The following is a 19912-nucleotide window of genomic DNA, read 5'->3' on the forward strand; positions in this document are numbered from 1 at the left end:
GGCCGCGTGATTCCCGGAGAAATCGTGTACGCCGACACGCCGGTCGTACTCAACGACGGCCGCGCGGTGACCCGGCTGGCGGTGGTCAACACCGCCGACCGCCCGGTGCAGGTCGGCTCCCACTACCACTTCGCCGAGGCCAACCCCGGCCTGAGCTTCGACCGCGCCGCCGCGCACGGCCTGCGGCTGAACATCGCGGCAGGCACCGCCGTACGCTTCGAGCCCGGCATCCCGGCCGAGGTGGAACTGGTGCCGATCGCCGGCGGCCGGGTGGTCGCAGGCCTGCGCGGCGAGACCGCGGGAGCCCTCGATGGCTGAACTCACCCGTCCGGTCTACGCCGACCTCTACGGCCCCACCACCGGCGACCGCATCCGGCTCGCCGACACCGACCTGCTCGTCGAGGTCGAGCGCGACCTCGCCGGCGGCCCGGGCCTGGCCGGCGACGAAGCCGTCTTCGGCGGCGGCAAGGTCATCCGCGAGTCCATGGGCCAGGGCCGCACCACCCGGGCCGAGGGCGCGCCGGACACCGTGATCACCGGGGCGGTCGTCCTGGACCACTGGGGCGTCGTCAAGGCCGACGTCGGTATGCGCGACGGCCGGATCACCGCGCTGGGCAAGGCCGGCAATCCGGAGACCATGGACGGCGTCCACCCGGACCTGGTCATCGGCCCGGAGACCGAGGTCATCGCGGGCAACGGGAAGATCCTCACCGCGGGCACCATCGACGCCCACGTCCACTTCATCTCGCCGACCCTGATGGACGAGGCCCTGGCCTCCGGCGTCACCACGGTCCTCGGCGGCGGCACCGGTCCCGCCGAGGGCACCAAGGCCACCACCATCACCCCCGGCGGCTGGCACCTGGCACGGATGTTCGCCGCGCTTGAGGCCTACCCGGTCAACGTCGGGCTGCTCGGCAAGGGCAACACCGTCAACCCCGAGGCGCTGCACGCCCAGCTGCGGGCCGGCGCGTTCGGCTTCAAGATCCACGAGGACTGGGGCGCGACGCCGGCCGCGATCGACGCCTGCCTCGGGGTGTGCGAGCAGACCGGGGCGCAGCTGGCCCTGCACACCGACACCCTGAACGAGGCCGGCTTCGTCGAGGACACCCTCGCCGCCATCGCCGGGCGCGGCATCCACGCCTACCACACCGAAGGCGCGGGCGGCGGGCACGCCCCCGACATCATCAGCGTCGTCTCGCACCCCAACGTGCTGCCGTCGTCGACGAACCCGACCCGGCCGCACACCGTGAACACCGTCGAGGAACACCTCGACATGCTGATGGTCTGCCACCACCTCAACCCGGCGGTGCCCGAGGACCTCGCCTTCGCCGAGTCCCGTATCCGCCCCTCCACCATCGCCGCCGAGGACGTCCTGCACGACCTGGGCGCCATCAGCATCATCAGCTCCGACTCGCAGGCCATGGGCCGGATCGGCGAGATCGCGCTGCGCACCTGGCAGACCGCGCACGTGATGAAGCGCCGCCGCGGCGCGCTGCCCGGCGACGGCGCCGCCGACAACCACCGGGCGCGGCGTTATGTCGCCAAATACACCATCAACCCGGCGGTAGCCCAGGGCCTGGACCACGAGATCGGCTCGGTGGAGCCCGGCAAGCTCGCCGACCTGGTGCTCTGGGACCCGGCCTTCTTCGGCGTGAAGCCGCAACTGGTCATCAAGGGCGGGCAGATCGCCTACGCCCAGATGGGCGACGCCAACGCCTCCATCCCCACTCCGCAACCCGTGCTGCCCCGCGCGATGTTCGGCGGGGTCGGCGCGGCCCCCGCCGCCAACTCGGTCAACTTCACCAGCCCGGCGGCACTCGCGGACGGCCTGCCGGAACGCCTCGGCCTCGGCAAGCAGTTCACCGCCGCCCAGGACACCCGGGCCGTCACCAAGGCGGACATGCGCGAGAACACGGCGCTGCCGGAGGTCAAGGTCGACCCCGACACCTTCACCGTCCGCGTCGACGGCGAGGTCGTGGAGCCCGCCCCCGCCACCGAACTGCCGATGGCCCAGCGGTATTTCCTCTTCTGAGGCGCGGATGACGACCACGGACCTGGACATCGCCGGCCCCGACCTCGCCACGGATACCGGGCCCGAGCCCGATGCCGCGCCTGGGCCCGAGCCCGATGCCGCGCCTGGGACCGAGCCCGCTGCCGCGCCCGGCTCCGGGGCGCTGGCCGCGCTGCTGCTGCTGTCCGACGGGCGCTTCCCGGCCGGCGGGCACGCCCACTCCGGGGGCGCCGAGGCCGCGGTCGCCGACGGGCGGATCCAGGACGCCGCCGGCCTCGCGGACTTCTGCCGCGGGCGGCTGCACACCGCAGGACTGGTCGCCGCCGCACTGGCCGCGGCGGCGGCCGCCGGAGCCGACCCGCGGGCGCTCGACGACGCGGCCGACGCCCGTACGCCGTCGCTCGCGCTGCGCACCGTCTCCCGGCGGCTCGGCCGCCAGCTCATGCGGGCGGCCCGCGCCACCTGGCCGTCCGCCGCCCTCGACGAGCTCGCCGCGGCCCGCCCGCGCGGCGCCCACCAGCCGGTGGTCCTCGGCCTGACCGCGCGCGCGGCAGGGCTGCGCCCGCTGGACGCCGCCCACGCCGCCGCGTACGAGTCCGCCGCGGGGCCGGCCACCGCGGCGGTCCGGCTGCTCAGCCTCGACCCCTTCCACGCCGCCGCCGTCCTGGCCCGGCTCGCCCCGCAGATCGACAGCACCGCCCGCGCCGCCGCCGACGCCGCCGCCCGCGCCCTCACCCACGGCCTCACCGCCCTGCCCGCCGCCTCCGCCCCGCTGCTCGACATCAGCGCGGAGCACCACGCGGCCTGGCCGGTACGGCTGTTCGCCTCATGACCGACGGAGCCCGACATGCACCGTGACCACCCCGAGGTCTTCCCCGAGCGCTACGCGCACTCCTCCGCCGAGGTGGGGCCGGACGGCCGCCGCCGGGCCCTGCGGATCGGACTCGGCGGTCCCGTCGGCTCCGGCAAGACCGCCACGGTCGCCGCGCTGTGCCGCGAGCTGCGCGACCGGCTGGCGATCGGGGTGGTGACCAACGACATCTACACCCGCGAGGACGCGGAGTTCCTGCTGCGCAGCGCCGTCCTGCCGCCTGAGCGGATCGTCGGCGTCGAGACCGGGGCCTGCCCGCACACCGCGATCCGCGACGACATCTCGGCGAACCTCGAAGCCGTCGAGGACCTGGAGGACGCGGTCGGGCCGCTCGACCTGGTGCTCGTCGAGTCCGGCGGCGACAACCTCACCGCGACCTTCTCCAAGGGCCTGGTCGACGCGCAGATCTTCGTGATCGACGTGGCCGGCGGCGACGACATCCCGCGCAAGGGCGGCCCCGGGGTCACCACCGCCGACCTGCTGGTGGTCAACAAGACCGACCTGGCGCCGCACGTCGGCGCCGACCTCGACCGCATGGCACGTGACGCCGCCGCCCAGCGCGGGGCGCTGCCGGTGGTCTTCACCGCCGTCACCCGCGGTGACGGGATCGCGCCGGTCGCCGCCTGGATCGGCGAGCGGCTCGCGGCCTGGACCGCATGACGGTCGCCGCGGCCGCCCGTATCGGGGCCGTGCGCGACCGCGCCGGCGGTACGGCGCTGCCGGTGCTGGCCGGCTCGGGGCCGCTGGCCCTGCGCAGGACCCGTGCGGCGCGGGAGGGTTGGGCCCGCGTCACCGTGGTGGGAGCCATGAGCGCGCCGCTCGGCGGCGACCGGCTCCGTATCGACGTCGACGTGGCCGCCGGAGCGCGGCTCACCGTGGACTCGTCCGCCGCGACCGTCTCGCTGCCCGACCGCGAAGGGCGCCCGGCCTGCTACGACGTCCGGCTGACCGTCGGCGAGGGCGCCGAACTGCGCTGGCTCCCCGAGCCGGTGATCGCCGCCCGCGGCAGCGATCTGCGGATGACCACGCGGGTCGAGCTGGCCGCCGGGGCGCGGCTGGTGCTCCGGGAGGAGCTGGTGCTCGGGCGGCACGGTGAGGCGTCCGGGCACCTCACCACCCGGCTCACCGTCGACCACGACGGCCGTACGCTGCTCGACCAGGCCCTGGCGTTCGGCCCGGGGGCGGCGCCGGGCTGGGACGGGCCCGCCGTTCTCGGCCGCCACCGCACCCTCGGCCAGCTCCTCGTGGTCCCCCCGCCCGACCTGCCCGGCCCGGTGCCCCTGCCGCCGCTCACCTCCATCACCCCGCTGGCGGGCCCCGGCGTCCTTCTGACCTCCACCGCCCCGCGCCCGGCCTTCACCGCGGCGGCCGCCGCCGTGGCCGGCTAGGACCGTCCCGGGAAGCGGGGGAGCGGGTCCAGGTCGTGCAGTACGGGCCGGCCCGGCAGGTAGGCGTGGCCGACGCCGGTGAGCGTGACCACCGGGGCGGACCGCGGCGCGGCTTCCCGCGGCACAGCGGGCGCCGGGAGCGCCGGGGGCACCCGCGGCGCCGGCTCGTCCACCACCCCGACCAGCCGGGCCAGCCCAGCGGAAGCGGACTGGGCGTCGTCCAGCAGGACGAGCGCCGTGTTGATAGGCCGGAAGAGGCTGTGGAAGTACAGGGCCGGGGTGCCCAGCAGCACCGTGAGGCCGAGCGGCACTGAGACGGCCAGCAGCACCACCGCGCTCACCACGATGCCCGCGCAGGCGGCGATCCCGGTCGACAGGGCCATCGTGACGGCGCCGACCCGCTTGGCGTCCTCGGTGGCGATACTGGTCAGCTCGCCCGGCAGCCGTCCGGCCTCCGCCCCGCCGCGGGGGTCGAGGACCCGCCGAACGACCCCGATCCGCAGCAGGTGCGCCGACTGTTCCGCGGCCCGCTCCCCGGCCCGGGCGCCGTAGCGGAAGCTGGCGGACAGCCCTACGTAGACGAGGGCGAGGACGGCCAGCCAGATCACCAGCGCCCTGGTGTCGCCGCCGTCCACGGCCCGGTCGATCAGCACGCCGATCAGCACCGGCACCAGGACCTCGCCCAGTTGGTGCCCGGCTCCCAGGACGGCCCCGGCAAGGACGTCCCGCCGCTGCCGCGCGACGGTCCGTGCCAGGACGCCGCGTGCCTCACTGCTCCCCACCGGGTCGCCCTTTCCCTACCAGCCAGTCGAATTTAGGTAAGGCTAGCCTAAGTAAGGATGCGCTGGCCAAGGTCACCGCGGTGCCCCGCCACGACCCGCGGACCCGCACCCGCGCCGGGCGGGGCGCCGCCGTCACCCGGGCGGCGCAGGCCAACTCCCGCGCCGAATCACGCTTTGATGAAGAATCACCCGGCTGGCCTGTTCACAGCGGCCACACAGGGGAAAGGATTCGCACCTCATCACTGTGACAACCGTGGCCACAAGCCACGGTCCAGAGGGGGAGGTTCGACGTGAGACGCACGATCGTGCTCGTCTCCACCGGCGCCCTGATCGCGGGCGCCATCGCCGCGGCACCGGCCGCCACTGCCGGGGCCGGCAGCGCGCACCACCCGCGGGCGGTGACCGTGCCGGAGTCCGTCGGCGAGACCATCGCCGCGGTCAACGCCCGGCGCACCGGCATAAAGTGGGCCGCTTGTCCTGACGGCTGGGGCCTGGCGGCCCCGGTCCAGTGCGGCTGGGTGACCGTCCCGGTCGACTACCGCAAGCCGTTCGGCGCCACCATCAAGCTCGCCGTGGACCGCGCGGCCAGCACCGGCACCGCCGCGGAGCGGCAGGGCGCCCTGGTCTACAACCCGGGCGGGCCGGGCGGCTCCGGCCTGCGCTTCCCGGTGCGCAGCACCAGCGCGGCGCCGCTGTGGACCAAGACGGCCAAGGCGTACGACTTCATCGGCTTCGACCCGCGGGGCGTCGGCCACTCGGCGCCGATCTCCTGCGAGGACCCGACGGAGTACGTCTCGGCGCCCAAGGCCGACCCGGTGCCGGACACCGACGCCGACAAGCAGGCGCAGCGCAAGCTGGCCGCCGAATACGCCCAGGGCTGCCTGGAGCGCACCGGCGCGGCGATGCTCTCCCAGATGACCACCCCCAACACCGCCCGCGACCTGGACGTCATCCGGGCGGCCCTGCGTGAGGACCGGCTCAACTACCTGGGCGTGTCCTACGGTACGTACCTCGGCTCGGTCTATGCCACGCTCTTCCCGACCCACGTGCGACGGATGATCATCGACAGCGTGGTCGACCCGTCCCGCGACCAGATCTGGTACCAGAACAACCTCGACCAGGACGTCGCCTTCCAGGCCCGCTGGCAGGACTGGGAGAAATGGGTCGCGACGTACGACTCCGTCTACCACCTCGGCAGCACCGCGGCCGGGGTCCAGGCGAAATGGGAGGCGCTGCGGGCGTCGGCCAAGGGCCACCCGATCGGCGGCGTGGTCGGCCCGCTGGAACTGCTGAACTTCTTCACCAACGCCCCCTACTACGACTCCACCTGGGCCACCGTGGCCGGCGTGTGGAGCCAGTACGCGTCCGGTGACACCCAGGCGCTGGTCGACGCCGCGGGCCCCGACCTGTCGGACACCGCGGGCAACATCACCGCGGAGAACGGCACCGCCGTCTACACGGCGGTGGAGTGCACCGACGCCCCGTGGCCCACCAGTTGGCGCAAGTGGGACCGCGACAACACCGCGCTCAACGCGAAATACCCGCTGCTGACCTGGTCCAACGCGTGGATGAACCTGCCGTGCGCCACCTGGCCGGTCCGCCGGCAGACCCCGGTCGACGTGCGCTCGCACCACGGGCTGCCGGGCGTGCTGATCGTGCAGAGCACCAACGACGCGGCAACCCCGTATCCCGGTGCGCTGGAGACCCACCGCAGGCTGGCCGGCTCGCGGCTGATCACCGAGCAGGGCGCGGGCTCGCACGGCGTCACCAACCTGGTGAACCCGTGCATCAACTCCCGCGTCGACGACTACCTGCTGCACGGCACGCTCGACCGGCACGACGTGGTGTGCGGGCCGCATGCCACCCCCGTGCCGTAGCGGACGCCGATCCGGCGCCGCCGTGCGCCTCGGTCCGACGGGGCCGCCGCCCGTACCCGACCCGGGTGCGGGCGGCGGCCCCGTGGCGGGTCAGGCGGGGGACGCGGCGCCGGGGAAGGCAGCGGCGAAGGCGGCCCTGACGGGGGAGCCGGGGCGGCGGTCGAGCACCGCGAAGACCACCTCGTCCACGGCGGACGCGAACCGCCCGCCGGGTCGCAGCAGCGCGGCGAAGGCCGCCGCCACCCTGGCCGGGTCGTTCATGAAGACGCCGCAGCCCCACGCGCCGAGCACCAGCCGCCGGTAGCCCTGCGCGACCGCCACTTCGAGCACCCGCTCGGCGCGCGCGTCGAGTGCGGGGCCGATCTCGGCGACACGCTCCGGCTGCGTGCGGGCGATCACTCCGGCGTTGGGTGCGGGCGAGGTGAGGAAGCCGGCCGTCCACGGCTCGTCGACGAGGGTGTCCCGGCCGTCACGGAAGACCGGCACCGCGGGGGAGTGGATCACCCGGTCCGAGTAGAAGGCGTCCCGGTGGGTGCGGTGGTGGTCGTAGTAGCCGGGCGCCCGCAGCAGGCAGGTGTAGAGGGCCGACGACCGGCACACCGCCTCCTCCTGCGCCTGCGCCCCGTTGAGGTAGCCGCCGCCGGGATTGCGGGCGGAGGCGAAGTTCAGCACGGCAACCGGTGCGCGGTCCGCGGCGGTCAGCCGTCGCGCGGCCCCGATGCTGTCCTCCGCGGTGACCGTGCACCGCGCGCCGGGCCCGGCGGCCTGCGCGGGCGCCGACACCGGGTCGGGACCGAACAGCCGGGTGCCGTCGGCGGCCGCCGCGACGGCCGCACCGAGGTCGACCCACTGCCGGCCGGGGCCCAGGTAGCCGCCCTCGCTGACGATCCGTTCGTTCTCCCGGGCGATGTTCCGCAGACGCGCGCTCATGGGGCGAGGCTAGGGGGGCGGCGGCCGGCGGTGCCAGGCGTTTTCGCCGCAGGGAGGGTGCCTTGCCGCGCGGCACAGACGCGATATATCGTGTGCGCGTCCCACCGCTCCCAGGAGGTCGTTGCCGGTGTCCGAACTGTCGCCGCGGGAAGAGCCCGCCGGCGCCGCCGTGCGCGCCTCCGACGACGAGCGCGACCATGTCGCCGCGCTGCTCGGTGACGCGCTGGGGACGGGGCGGATCACCGTCGAGGAGCACTTCGAGCGGCTGGAGGCGGTCTACGCCGCCCGCACCCGCGGCGAGCTCGCCCCGCTGACCGCCGACCTGCCGGCCCCCGCGCCCGGCGCCCGGCTCGGCTCGCCCGCCGACCTCGACCCGGTGCGGGCGCTGTTCAGCAAGGTCCGCCGCGGCGGGCAGTGGCCGGTGCCGCCGCACACCACCGCCCGGGCGAGTTTCGGCGCGGTCGTCATCGACCTGCGGCAGGCGCTGTTCACCCGGCGCGAGGTGGAGATCCAGGCGGACTCCTTCTGCGGCAAGGTCGAGATCGTGGTGCCCGACGACGCCCACGTCTACGACATGGGCACCGCGCTGTTCGGCAAGCGCTCACAACTCGGCGGCCGCCAGGGCGGGGACGCGGACGGCAAGGGAGCCGACGGGCCGGTGGTCCGGATCACCGGGCGCTCGGTCTTCGGCCACGTGAGGGTGATGCGGGACTTCAAGTACCCCTGGCGGGACGGCCGCTGACCGCCCCCCGCGGCGGTCAGGACGACGAGCGGCGCAGCCGCCCGGAGACGCCCTTCTGCTGCGCCTGCTCGGCCTTCACCTCGCCCGCGTAGCGGTCGACGTACTCCTGCCCGGACATCGCAAGCACCTCGTACATGATCTCGTCGGTGACCGCCCGCACCACCAGCCGCTCGCCCTCCATGCCGAAGAAGCGGCTGAAGTCCAGCGGGGCGCCGAAGCGGATGGTCACCCGGCCGATCCGCGGGATCTTCCGTCCGGGCGGCTGCAGCTCGAAGGTGCCGACCATCGCGCACGGGACCACCGGTGCCTGCGCCCGCAGCGCCATCACCGCGACCCCGGTCCTGCCGCGGTAGAGCCGCCCGTCGTGCGAGCGGGTTCCCTCGGGGTAGATGCCGAGCAGTTCGCCGCGGCCCAGCACCTCAAGGGCCGCGTCGATCGCCGACTGCGAGGCCTTGCCGCCCGAGCGGTCCACCGGGATCTGGCCCACCCCGCGGAAGAAGGCCGCGGTGAGCCGGCCCTTGAGCCCGGGGCCGGTGAAGTATTCGGCCTTCGCGAGGAAGGTGATCCGGCGCGGCAGCATGGCCGGCATCACGAAGTGGTCGGAGAAGGACAGGTGGTTGCCGGCGATGATGGCGGCACCGGTCTCCGGGATGTTCTCCATGCCCTCGATCCGCGGCCGGAACAGCAGCCGCAGCAAGGGCCCGAGAATCACGTACTTGAGCACCCGGTAGAACACGGGCCGCCTCCCCCTGGACAGTCCCGGCACGCCCGGGCCGCGCTGCGCCGGTCCACCCGCGCCCCGGCAGAGTAGTGCCAGGCAACCGGCCGCGACCAGCAGGCGGCCGAACCGGCGCGCCCGGCGTGGCGCCGGAGCCGGCCCGCCCGGGTCAGCCGCGCCCGCGCGCCTCCAGCGAGGCCAGATAAGCGTTGTACGCCACCAGCTCGGCGTCGCCGTCCCGGTCGGCGGCCCGGTCCTGGCGGCGGGCCTGCCGCTGCTCGGAGGTGTACCACTGGAAGAGCAGCGCCACCAGCACGATCACCGACGGGATCTCGCTGAACGCCCACGCGATACCGCCCGCCGCGGTCTGGTCGTCCAGCGCGTCGATCCCCAGGGAGGCCATCGGGTGCTTGAAGGTGGTCACCAGCGGCTCGCTGGCCATCATCACCGCGATGCCGAAGAAGGCGTGGAAGGGCATACCGGCGAAGAGCTCCAGCATCCGCATCACGTACCCGGGCCGGTGCGGGCCGGGATCGACGCCCATGATCGGCCAGAAGAACAGCAGCCCCACCGCGAGGAAGTGCACCATCATCGCCTGGTGCCCGACCTCGCTGCGCATCAGGAAGTCGAACAGCGGCGAGAAGTACAGCGCGTACAGGCTGGCGATGAACAGCGGGATGGTGAAGGCGGGATGCGTCACGATCCGCATGAACCTGCTGTGCAGCAGCTTCACCAGCAGCTCGCGCGGCCCGATCCGGCCCCGGCCGGCCGTCGGCAGCGCGCGCAGCGCCAGGGTCACCGGGGCGCCGAGCAGCAGCAGGATCGGCGAGAGCATGCTGAGGATCATGTGCTGCACCATGTGCACGCTGAACATGACCATGCCGTAGTCGTTGAGCCGGGTGCACATCGTCACCCCGACGGTCAGCACGCCGAGGACGAACGCCGCCGTACGCCCCACCGGCCAGCGGTCGCCGCGCCGGTGCAGGCGCAGCACCGCGACGCCGTAGAGCGCGAGCAGCAGCGCGCAGCCGATCAGGAAGAACGGGTCGCCGCTGCTGAAGGCCAGCCCCCGGCCGAGGGTGAACGGCGGCAGGTCCATGTGCATGCCGGGTCCACCGTGGTCCATCCGTCACTCCTCCGTCGCACCTGCCGGCAACAGGCCGATTCGACCGTTGTGCCCGCTCCAGACTAGAACTGCCCCCGTCCGGCGTTCCGGGCGGGGGCGGGTGTGCGCGCCGTGCGGCTCAGCGGCTCACAGGACGCATTCGGCCTCGGTGTAGCGGTCGGCCGGGACGGTCTTGAGGTGCTGGACCGCGTCGGCGAGCGGCACCAGGGTGATGTCGGTGCCGCGCAGCGCGGTCATCATGCCGAACCGCTCGTGGTGCACGGCCTCCACGGCGTGCCAGCCGAATCGGGTGGCCAGCACGCGGTCGTACGCGGTGGGGGTGCCGCCGCGCTGCACATGGCCGAGGATCACCGGACGCGCCTCCTTGCCCAGCCGCTCCTCCAGCTCGACCGACAGCTGGTTGGCGACCCCGCTGAAGCGCTCGTGGCCGTAGACGTCGGTGGCGCCCGAGGAGAACTCCATGGTGCCCTCGCGCGGCTTGGCGCCCTCGGAGACCACCACGATGGCGAACTTCTTGCCCGCCTCGAAGCGCTTGCCGACCAGCGCGGCCAGCTCGGCGACGTCGAACGGCCGCTCGGGCACCACGATCGCGTGCGCCCCTGCCGCCATGCCCGAGTGCAGCGCGATCCACCCGGTGTGCCGCCCCATGACCTCCACGATCAGCACCCGCTGGTGCGACTCGGCGGTGGTCTTGAGCCGGTCAAGCGCCTCGGTGGCCACCGTCACGGCGGTGTCGAAGCCGAAGGTGACGTCGGTCGAGGAGATGTCGTTGTCGATGGTCTTGGGCACCCCGACGATCGGCAGACCCGCGTCGGACAGCAGCCGGGCCGCCTTCAGGGTGCCCTCACCGCCGATCGGGATGATCGCGTCGAGACCCAGGTCCGCCACATGCCCCTTGGCCTGCTCCACGCCGCCGCGCAGATGCGCGGGCTGCACCCGGGACGAGCCGAGGATGGTGCCGCCGCGGGCCAGGATGCCGCTGACCGCGTCCAGGTCGAGCTTGCGGTAGTCGCACTCGAGGAGACCCTTCCACCCGTCGTGGAAGCCGATGACCTCGTCGTTGTGGTCCACGACGGCGCGGTGCACCACGGACCGGATGACGGCGTTCAGCCCGGGGCAGTCGCCGCCGCTGGTCAGTACACCAATACGCATGCTCTCGATACTCCCGCAACTCGACCGGACGGCCGGACCCCGTCGTCCGGATGGATCACGCCCAGCTTACCGAGCCGGGCGTGCACGCCTCCACGCCGACCGCACTGCGGACACCTGACGATTACCCGAACTCCTGGCGACGGTTCCGCAGCGTGACGCCCCGCCGGTCAGGCGGGCTGCACCGCCGCCGCGATCCGCTCGGCCCGCAGCGCGTCGTACCACTGCTCGTCGGCCGGCGGCAGCGCGTTCACATCGAGGGCCAGCTTGATCAGCAGGTCCGCGATGTGCGGGTTGCGGGCCATCACCGGGCCGTGCATGTAGGTGCCGAAGACCGTGTCGTTGAACGCGCCCTCGGTGCCGTCGCCGGTGCCGTTGCCCTTGCCGACCCGCAGCCGGGCCAGCGGCCGCGCGCTCGGGCCGAGGTGGGTGATCCCCTGGTGGTTCTCGAAGCCGGTCAGCGGCGGCAGCGCCAGGTGCGGGTCGATGTCGGCCAGCACGTCGCCGACGCAGCGCTCTCCCTCGCCCCGGGTGCTCACCACGTCCAGCAGGCCCAGGCCCGGCTCGGGGCGGCCCAGGTCGTTGATGAACTCGTGGCCGAGGATCTGGTAGCCGGCGCACACCGAGAAGACGATCGCGCCGTTGGCCACCGCCCGGTTCAGCCCGCCGTCGCGGCGCAGCCGCTCGGCCGCCAGCCGCTGCGGGCGGTCCTCGCCGCCGCCGATCAGGTAGATGTCGCCCGAGGTCGGGATGGCGTGGTCGGAGCGGACGTCCACCCGGGTCACCGGCACCCGGCGCTGCGTCGCCCTGCGCTCCACCACCAGCGCGTTGCCCTGGTCGCCGTAGGTGCTCAGCAGGTCGGGGTAGACCCACACCAGGCGGAGGCTGGACTCACTCATACGTGCTTCTCCTTGTCGGGCGGCAGCGGCGGGGCAGCGGCAGCGGCGGGGGGCGGCGGGCGGTGCGTCGCCCGCGGACGGCCGGGTCAGTTGCCGACGCGGCGGCGCAGGTCCTGGAAGGCGGTGTAGTTGGCGATCGCCTCGATCCGGCCGGGCGGCGCGGTCCGCACGGCCTCGTCCAGGTTGGTGCAGACGGTGAACTGCAGGCCGGCGACCTCCAGGCGTACCGCGAGGTCGAGCTTGCGGTCGCCGATCACCATGATCGGGTGGCCGGCCAGCCGGGTGTAGTCCACGTCCCACAGCCAGGAGGTGTCGGTGCCGTCGGCGCCGCGCGCGTTCACCGACAGGATCACCGGGGTGGGCGGGCCGTCGATCAGCGAGAACGTCTCCAGCCAGCCGGCCGGGTTCTTCGCCAGCAGCAGCCGCAGGTCGCGCTGCTGGAAGGACACCACGTCGTAGCGCCCGGCGACCGCCTGCACCTTGTACATCCGCTCCAGGGCGACCTTGGGGTCGATGCCGAAGGCGGCGGCGACGGCGGCCGACACGGCGGCGTTGGACTTGTTGGCCCGGCCCGGCAGCTGGAGGTGGATCGGCCAGGCGACACCGTAGGGGTCGACGACGTGGTCGCCGGACAGCGCCCAGGTCGGGGTGGGGCGGCGGAAGCCGCACTCGGCGCAGAACCAGTCGTCGCCCGGGCGTTGCAGCACCCCGCCGCAGGACGGGCAGGACCAGGCGTCGTCCTTCCAGGACTGGCCGGCCGCGACCCACACCACGGTGGGGCTGGAGGAGGCGGCCCAGGTGATCAGCGGGTCGTCCGCGTTGGCGATGATGATCGCCTCGGACCCGGCCAGGCCCTCGCGCCACTTCTCGGCGAGCATCCGGGTCTCCGCGGCGCGGTCGAGCTGGTCGCGGGACAGGTTCAGCAGGGCGATGGCCTTGGGGGCGACGTCCCTGGCGACGCCGGCCAGGTACTTCTCGTCCACCTCGATCACGCCGAAGCGGGCGTCGGAACCGCCGGCCAGCGCGGAGGTGATGCCGGCCGGCATGTTGGCGCCGAGCGCGTTGGAGACCACCGGGCCGCCGGCCCGCAGCGCCTCGGCGAGCAGCCGGGTGGTGGTCGTCTTGCCGTTGGTGGCGGACACCAGCACCACGTCGAGGTGCCGCGCGAGCCTGGCCAGCAGGTCGGGGTCGAAACGCAGCGCGACCTTGCCGCCGATCACCGACCCGCTGCCCTTGCCCGCCGCGCGGGAAACCGCCGCCGCCGCCTTGCCCGCCGTCACGGCCAGCTTCGCCCGTGGCGACAGCGGCTCCGAGTTGCCTGCCATCGTCTGTCTTCCTCCTCGACTCCGGCCGCGATGCCGCCTGCGGTGGCCGGTAATCCGTCCCTGCGGCGGCCGCTGCGGCGGCCGGCAAGTTCCGGTCGAGGTCAGCCTATCGACTCCGCGCCGTGGACCGGCACCGCGCCGCCCGGTGGCGGGCGGGGGTCACAGGCCCCGGCTGCCCGCCCGGTCACCGGTCTCGGCGAGCCGGCCCCAGAGCAGATCGGCCAGATGACGCACCAGCAGATCCCGTGACAGCGGCTGCTCGCCGAGCCACCAGTCGCCGGCGGCGTACATCATCCCGACGATGCCGTGCCCCCAGACCCGTGCCACCTGGCGGGTGTCGGGGCCCAGGTCGAGACGCTCGGCTATCACCTCGCCGAGGTCCTCGCCCATCCGGCGCAGCAGCGGGACGGAGTGCCGGCCGACGTCGAAGCCCTTCTCGTCGGAGGGGGTCTCCGCCGGGTGCATCAGGAAGCGGTAGACCTGCGGCCGGGTCTCGATGGCGGACAGATACGCGTGCAGCGTCGCCTCGACCCGGTCCCTGCGGTCGCCGGGGGAGTCCAGCGCGGTGCGCAGGGTGGCCAGCAGGGCGTCGGTGTGGCGCTTGGCCAGGGCCCGGTACAGACCGCTCTTGTCGCCGAAGTGCCGGTAGAGGATGGGCTTGGTGATCCCGGCCTCGGCCGCGATGGCGTTCATCGACGCCTCGGGGCCGTCCCGCAGGACCACCCGCTCGGCGGCCTCCAGCAGTTCCGTACGCCGCCGCTGCGTGGCCGTCCGCTGGTCCTCCCGCTGGCCGGTCTCCACCGCGCCTCCCGCTTGTTCGATTGCCGGTGGTCTGCGCAACGTAACACCCCCGGCACGAGCGCTCACGCGCGGTTTGGCGAGTTGACATCCCTTACCCGACGGTAACAGACTGCTGTTACCGCAAGTAACTAGCATGTGGAGGGGACGATGGGCGACTTCACGCTCGATCTCAACGATGACCAGCGGTCCGTGCGCGACTGGATCCACGGCTTCGCCGCCGACGTGATGCGCCCCGCCGCGGCCGAATGGGACGAACGCGAGGAGACGCCGTGGCCCATCATCCAGGAGGCCGCCAAGATCGGCCTGTACTCGCTGGACTTCTACGCCCAGCAGTTCTTCGACCCCACCGGCCTCGGCATCCCGCTGACGATGGAGGAGCTGTTCTGGGGTGACGCGGGCATCGCCCTGTCCATCGTCGGCACCGGACTGGCCGCGGTCGGCGTGCTGGCCAACGGCACCGAGGAGCAGATCGGCACCTGGGTGCCGCAGATGTACGGCGACGCCGACGACGTCAAGGTCGCCGCCTTCTGCTCCTCCGAGCCCGACGCCGGCTCCGACGTCGGCGCGATGCGCACCCGTGCGGTGTTCGACGAGGCCACCGGGGAGTGGGTGCTCAACGGCACCAAGACCTGGGCCACCAACGGCGGCATCGCCAACGTGCACGTCGTGGTCGCGGTGGTCGACCCCGGCCTCGGCACCCGCGGCCACGCGTCCTTCATCGTGCCGCCCGGCACGCCGGGCCTGTCCCAGGGCCAGAAGTTCAAAAAGCACGGCATCCGGGCCTCGCACACCGCCGAGGTGGTGCTCGAGGACGTACGAGTCCCCGGCGACTGCCTGCTCGGCGGCAAGGACAAGCTCGACGAGCGGCTGGCCAGGGCCAGGGAGCGCGCCGCGGCGGCGGGCGGCGGAACGGAGAGCCGGGAAAGGGTGAAGAACGCCGCCATGGCCACCTTCGAGGCCTCACGCCCCGCGGTCGGCGCGATGGCGGTGGGCACCGCCCGGGCCGCGTACGAATACGCCCTCGAATACGCCACCGGGCGCGAGCAGTTCGGCCGTCCGATCATCGACAACCAGGGCGTCGCCTTCCAGCTCGCCGACATGCGCACCCAGATCGACGCGGCCCGGCTGCTGGTGTGGCGCGCGTCCTGGATGGCCACCGCGGGCAAGCCGTTCACCTCGGCCGAGGGGTCGATGTCCAAGCTGTTCGCCAGCGAGACGGCCAAGAAGGTCACCGCCCAGGCCGTCCAGATCCTCGGCGGCAACGGCTACACCCGCGAGTACCCGGTCGAGCGGATGCACCGGGACAGCGCGATCTACACGATCTTCGAGGGCACCAGCGAGATCCAGCGGCTGGTGATCGCCAGGACGCTGTCCGGCGTGCCGATCCGCTGACCGCGGCCCCGCCGCGGCGGGCCGGCGGGCCGCCGGCTCACTTGTCGTTGCTGTAGCCGCGCAGCAGGAACCACGCGGTGAGCGCCACGCCGACCACCGTGACGACGATGACCGTACGCATCACCGGCCCTGGACCCGGCGAGTTCGACAGCGCCAGGTTCGTCACGTCATGGATCGCGCCGATGTGCATGGGGGGCTCCTTCTGGTCCGGCTCACCAGCCTAGACCCGCAGTCCGGGCCACCAGGACCGCGGGTCGCTCCCCGGGTGCGCCGGGCCGGCCGGACCGATCCCGCCCGGCCCGGGTGCCGGGCGGGTCCTAGCCGCCGGCCGGGTGGCGCTGCCCGGTCGATCTGGGGCGCAGCGCCTCGGCCAGCTCGTCCAGGGTGTCCACCAGCAGCGCGGCGCAGCGGCGTACGACGCGGTCGCCCGCCGGGTCCGCGGGCCAGGCGTCCAGCTCGGCGTGCAGCGCCTTCCACTCCGGCGCCCGCCGCGCCGTGATCCCGGCGGCCGCGACCGCCGTGGCCTGCCGCAGCGCCGCGGCGAAACGTGCCGCCTCCGGCACCGGGGCCGCGTCCGTCGCCGGCTGGTGCGCCTCCATCACCAGTCCCACCCGCCCGAGCGCCGACAGCGCGGCGTCCGCGTCCCGCACCGCGCTGCGCGACATGCCGCGGTGCCGCACCGGCTCCGCGTCGGCCCTGGTCACCGCCTGGTCCCAGGCCGCGCCCGCGGCCCGCAGATCGAGCAGCGCCCCGCGCACGGCACCTGGCCGCCGCCGTGACGGGTCCGCGTGTGCCTCCATCACCGCCGCCAGGTAGCCGGCCGTCGCCTCGGTCCACTCCGCCAGCCGGTCCCGCAGCCGCGGGGTCTCCCACGACGGGAAGAGCGCGTACGCGGCCATGGCCAGCGCCCCGCCGAGCAGCGTCAGCAGCACCCGGTCGCGCACCGTCTGCTCCAGCTGCGTACCGCCCATGCCCAGCAGGAAGACCACGTAGGCACCGACGCACACCTGCGCCACCACGTAGCCGGTCCGCAGCAGCAGATACATCAGCCCGACGCTGACCACCGCCAGCGCGGCGAAGGTGTACGTGCCCGGGTGTGCGATCTGGGTGATCGCGGTGGCCAGCGCGACCCCCACCAGCGTCCCGGCGAACCGCCCGACCCCGCGCTCGTAGGTCTGGATGAAGTCGGGCCGCATCACCATCACCGAGGCCAGCGGCGCCCAGTAGCCGTGCCCCAACGGCAGCGCGGTGCCCACCAGATAGCCGGTCGAGGCCACCGCGGAGACCCGCAGCGCGTGCCGGAGGACCGGCGCGTGCCAGCGCATCTGGCGGCGTACGGTCCGCACCGCGGTCGGCAGCAGTTCGCCGACCGACGGGCGCAGCAGGTGCGCGGCGCCGGCGGCGTCCGAGGGCCCCGAGCCCTCGGCCCGTTCCACCGCCGCGCTCAGCAGCGACACCAGCCGGGTCGCCGACCTGCGGGCCGCGCCGGTCAGGTCCGCGCCCGGGGCGTCGGCCTGCAGCAGGGCGTCGGCCCGCTCGGTGACCCGGACCTGGTCGCCGTTCCTGATCGCCTTGGCGACCGAGTCCAGGACGGCCGCGGCCACCGCCAGCACCTCCCGCGCCCGCTCCCGCTCCGGGCCCTCGGCCGCGGCGCCCACCGTCGGGTCCGCCAGCGACGCGAGCACCGGGCGGATCCGCTCGGCCAGCACCCGGCTGCCGTGCAACTCCTCGGGCCGGCGCCTGGCCTGACGGGCGGTCACCACGGCCGCGCTGCGCGCGGTCATCAGCGGCACCGGGTCGAAGGGCGCCACCGGGTCGTGGCGCAGCCGGCGCGCGTAGTCCGCCTCGGCCGCGAAGGCGTCGGCCAGCGCGTCGCGCTGCGCGCCCCAGCGGCGGATCGGGAAGATCACGATCAGCGCCGCCTGCACGGCCGCCCCGAGCCCCACCAGCGCCGCGTGCTGCAACGCGCCGATCATCGAGGTCGGCAGGGTGACCGTCACCAGCATCACCGCGACCGTCAGCGAGGCGACGAGCCCGGTGGTCGGGCCGAGCGCCCACGCCATGCCCGAGGCGAACGCCCACACCGCGAGCAGCAGGACGAACAGCCCCACGTGCGCCGCCGCCAGATACCCCAGGAAGGTGCTCACCGCCAGCCCCGCGCCGGCGGCGAGCGCCAGCACCGCCCGCGGCCGCCAGCTGCGCTGGAAGGTGGCCATCCCGGCGGCGAAGGCCCCGAAGGCCGAGGAGGCCGCGACCGCCGGCGACCACAGCCACAGCGCGAGCCCGACGACCACCGCCACGCCGCCGGCCGCACGCAGCGCGACCAGCGGCTCAAGACGGGTCCGCTCCACCCGCAGGCCGGACCTGGCGGTCTCCCGCAGCGCACGCAACCACGTCATGGTGCAGAGAATAGGCAGAAGGTCGAACCCCGGGGCGCCCGGGCGATGCCCCCGGACCAGCCGATACGGGACATCCGCCGGCCTCGGCGTGACGGCGCCCACTCCGCGGCCCGCCCGCACCCTCACACCTGCGCGCCGCGGTCTGCTTCAATGGGGGCATGGCCAGCACTACTGACACCGGGACGGGTCGCAGCGACCTCGAGCCCTTCTGGCCGTCCCGGCAGGAGCACCACTTCGACCGCTGGTGTTGCCGCGCGATCCCCGCGCGGACCCGCGTCCCTCGCTGACCTGCCGGCAGCCCCGCCCCCGAAGGCCACCGGCGGCCCTGCGGCAGTAACCGGTCCCGCGCACAACGGAGTCCCACGACCCTTCGCGCGAAAGAGCCGAATCCATGTCGAACCTGCCTTCCGTCACGTCCCTGCCCGCCCACTCCGCCGCCGCCCACCGGCAGCGGCTGCGCGCGGTACGCCCCGACGAGGTGCCGCCTGCCCCCGACTTCCTGCCGCCGGGCGCCACCTGGCTGCCTGCCCCGGGGCACGTGCTGCCCGCGGTCGCCGGCGGCGCCCCGATGGTCGGCTACCTGGTGCTCGTGCCCGCCGACCCGGCCGCCGCCCTCCAGCCGGTGCCCGCCGCCGACCCGGCGCCCGCCACCGGCGTGCGGATCGACGAGGACCGCCGCACCGCCGCGGTGGACGACCGTCAGCTGGACCTGACCTACCTGGAGTTCGAGCTGCTGGCGCACCTGGTGGCCCACCCGCACCGGGTGCACTCCCGCGACCAGCTGGTCACCACGGTGTGGGGGTACGGCCATGTCGGCGACGGCCGCACGGTGGACGTGCACATCGCCCGGCTGCGCCGCAAGCTCGGCGCCGACCACCGGGGCAGCATCGTGACCGTGCGCCGGGTCGGCTACAAGTACGCCCCGGCCCAGGGCGACCGCGCGCAGCAGGGAGCTACGGAACGACGGTGACGGGCCACTTGCCCGCCTTCACCAGCCGGACGGCCACCGAGCCCACCAGCCGGTGGCCGGCCCGCTCCGAGGCGCCGACCACGACCGCGTCCGCGGTCAGCTGGTCGGCGGCCGCGGCCAGCCCGCCGTAGGGGTCGCCGCGGAAGGTGTGGAACTCCCACCGCACCTGGAAGGTCCCGCGCAGCCGCTCGACCGACGCGCGGACCTCGGCCACCAGCTGCGCGGCGATCCCGGTGTCCATCTCCGAGACCGGGACGCCGAGCGCGGCGCCGCCCGGCAGGTAGGGCTGCACGTAGACCAGGGCGAGCAGCGCGTTCTGCCGGCGGGCCATACCCGCGGCGTAGGCGGCGGCACGCCAGGACGAGTCCGAGCCGTCGATACCGGCGAGGATCACCTTCGGCCCGTCGGTGCCGCGTTCGAAGAGCGGGGGGGATTTCTGCTCGTCCACCCGGTCAGGCTATCGGCCTGCGGCCTGCGGTTTCATCCCCGAGCACGCAGCGTTCTCACCCCAATGGGTGTATTGCCACGACAT

The 19912-nt window shown here is 74.0% G+C and carries 19 protein-coding genes and 1 pseudogene; 9 read left to right on the top strand and 11 right to left on the bottom strand.

What is annotated here, in order from left to right:
• Positions 1-6 precede the first annotated feature (6 nt).
• From OG702_RS34185 to OG702_RS34205, 5 genes are read left to right on the top strand one after another with little or no spacing between them, the layout of a single operon-like run.
• Positions 7-318: an urease subunit beta gene (locus OG702_RS34185; protein WP_327292841.1), complete on the top strand. Its 312-nt coding sequence runs from the start codon at positions 7-9 to the stop codon at positions 316-318.
• On the top strand, positions 311-2032 hold the full coding sequence (locus OG702_RS34190; protein ID WP_327292842.1) for an urease subunit alpha: 1722 nt from the start codon (positions 311-313) through the stop codon (positions 2030-2032). The genes OG702_RS34185 and OG702_RS34190 overlap by 8 nt, the downstream gene beginning before the upstream one ends.
• 7 nt (positions 2033-2039) lie before the next feature.
• A complete protein-coding gene (locus tag OG702_RS34195) occupies positions 2040-2843 on the top strand; it encodes an urease accessory protein UreF (protein ID WP_327292843.1) in 804 nt (267 codons plus the stop codon).
• A gap of 15 nt (positions 2844-2858) precedes the next feature.
• The gene (gene ureG, locus OG702_RS34200) at positions 2859-3542 is read left to right on the top strand and encodes an urease accessory protein UreG (RefSeq protein ID WP_327292844.1); all 684 of its coding nucleotides are present in this window, start codon (positions 2859-2861) and stop codon (positions 3540-3542) included.
• Positions 3539-4270 (top strand): urease accessory protein UreD, encoded by a 732-nt coding sequence (locus OG702_RS34205; RefSeq protein WP_327292845.1) that lies wholly within the window; start codon positions 3539-3541, stop codon positions 4268-4270. The genes ureG and OG702_RS34205 overlap by 4 nt, the downstream gene beginning before the upstream one ends.
• A gap of 188 nt (positions 4271-4458) precedes the next feature.
• On the opposite strand, the pseudogene OG702_RS34210 reads toward OG702_RS34205, so the two are convergent.
• Positions 4459-5025 (bottom strand): annotated as a pseudogene (locus tag OG702_RS34210) (ABC transporter transmembrane domain-containing protein); the annotation flags it as partial.
• A gap of 317 nt (positions 5026-5342) precedes the next feature.
• On the opposite strand from OG702_RS34210, the gene OG702_RS34215 reads away from it, so the two are divergent.
• Entirely contained in the window at positions 5343-6929 is a 1587-nt protein-coding gene (locus OG702_RS34215; protein WP_327292846.1) for an alpha/beta hydrolase, read from the top strand.
• A gap of 90 nt (positions 6930-7019) precedes the next feature.
• Here OG702_RS34215 and OG702_RS34220 read toward each other — a convergent pair whose 3' ends face one another.
• Positions 7020-7859 (bottom strand): TIGR02452 family protein, encoded by an 840-nt coding sequence (locus tag OG702_RS34220; RefSeq protein ID WP_327292847.1) that lies wholly within the window; start codon positions 7857-7859, stop codon positions 7020-7022.
• A gap of 127 nt (positions 7860-7986) precedes the next feature.
• Between OG702_RS34220 and OG702_RS34225 the strand changes: the two genes are divergently transcribed.
• On the top strand, positions 7987-8601 hold the full coding sequence (locus OG702_RS34225) for a DUF1707 SHOCT-like domain-containing protein (RefSeq protein WP_327292848.1): 615 nt from the start codon (positions 7987-7989) through the stop codon (positions 8599-8601).
• Positions 8602-8617: 16 nt separating this feature from the next.
• Here the strand turns inward: OG702_RS34225 and OG702_RS34230 are convergent, their stop codons facing one another.
• The 6 genes from OG702_RS34230 to OG702_RS34255 form a co-directional block, all read right to left on the bottom strand.
• Positions 8618-9337 (bottom strand): lysophospholipid acyltransferase family protein, encoded by a 720-nt coding sequence (locus OG702_RS34230; protein ID WP_327292849.1) that lies wholly within the window; start codon positions 9335-9337, stop codon positions 8618-8620.
• A 151-nt stretch (positions 9338-9488) separates the two neighbouring features.
• Positions 9489-10445 carry a cytochrome c oxidase assembly protein gene (locus tag OG702_RS34235; RefSeq protein WP_327292850.1) on the bottom strand — a complete coding sequence of 319 codons (957 nt, stop codon included), beginning with the start codon at positions 10443-10445 and terminating at the stop codon, positions 9489-9491.
• 126 nt (positions 10446-10571) lie between these two features.
• Positions 10572-11597 (bottom strand): 6-phosphofructokinase, encoded by a 1026-nt coding sequence (locus OG702_RS34240; RefSeq protein WP_327292851.1) that lies wholly within the window; start codon positions 11595-11597, stop codon positions 10572-10574.
• A gap of 167 nt (positions 11598-11764) precedes the next feature.
• Entirely contained in the window at positions 11765-12493 is a 729-nt protein-coding gene (locus OG702_RS34245; protein ID WP_327292852.1) for a type 1 glutamine amidotransferase, read from the bottom strand.
• 86 nt (positions 12494-12579) lie between these two features.
• Positions 12580-13818: a MurT ligase domain-containing protein gene (locus OG702_RS34250; protein ID WP_327292853.1), complete on the bottom strand. Its 1239-nt coding sequence runs from the start codon at positions 13816-13818 to the stop codon at positions 12580-12582.
• A 159-nt stretch (positions 13819-13977) separates the two neighbouring features.
• Positions 13978-14619: a TetR family transcriptional regulator gene (locus tag OG702_RS34255; RefSeq protein WP_327292854.1), complete on the bottom strand. Its 642-nt coding sequence runs from the start codon at positions 14617-14619 to the stop codon at positions 13978-13980.
• Positions 14620-14766: 147 nt separating this feature from the next.
• Between OG702_RS34255 and OG702_RS34260 the strand changes: the two genes are divergently transcribed.
• A complete protein-coding gene (locus tag OG702_RS34260; RefSeq protein WP_327292855.1) occupies positions 14767-16011 on the top strand; it encodes an acyl-CoA dehydrogenase family protein in 1245 nt (414 codons plus the stop codon).
• A gap of 37 nt (positions 16012-16048) precedes the next feature.
• Here OG702_RS34260 and OG702_RS34265 read toward each other — a convergent pair whose 3' ends face one another.
• Together OG702_RS34265 and OG702_RS34270 are read right to left on the bottom strand one after the other, a co-directional pair.
• Entirely contained in the window at positions 16049-16201 is a 153-nt protein-coding gene (locus tag OG702_RS34265; RefSeq protein WP_327292856.1) for a hypothetical protein, read from the bottom strand.
• A gap of 127 nt (positions 16202-16328) precedes the next feature.
• Complete coding sequence (locus tag OG702_RS34270; protein ID WP_327292857.1) at positions 16329-18410, bottom strand: FUSC family protein; 2082 nt, start codon at positions 18408-18410, stop codon at positions 16329-16331.
• A 391-nt stretch (positions 18411-18801) separates the two neighbouring features.
• On the opposite strand from OG702_RS34270, the gene OG702_RS34275 reads away from it, so the two are divergent.
• The gene (locus tag OG702_RS34275; protein WP_327292858.1) at positions 18802-19380 is read left to right on the top strand and encodes a winged helix-turn-helix domain-containing protein; all 579 of its coding nucleotides are present in this window, start codon (positions 18802-18804) and stop codon (positions 19378-19380) included.
• Here the strand turns inward: OG702_RS34275 and OG702_RS34280 are convergent.
• Entirely contained in the window at positions 19364-19828 is a 465-nt protein-coding gene (locus OG702_RS34280; protein WP_327292859.1) for a universal stress protein, read from the bottom strand. The two genes, OG702_RS34275 and OG702_RS34280, sit on opposite strands and share 17 nt — an antisense overlap.
• Positions 19829-19912: the final 84 nt, after the last annotated feature.

This window comes from Streptomyces sp. NBC_01198, assembly GCF_036010485.1.
Lineage (GTDB): Bacteria > Actinomycetota > Actinomycetes > Streptomycetales > Streptomycetaceae > Actinacidiphila.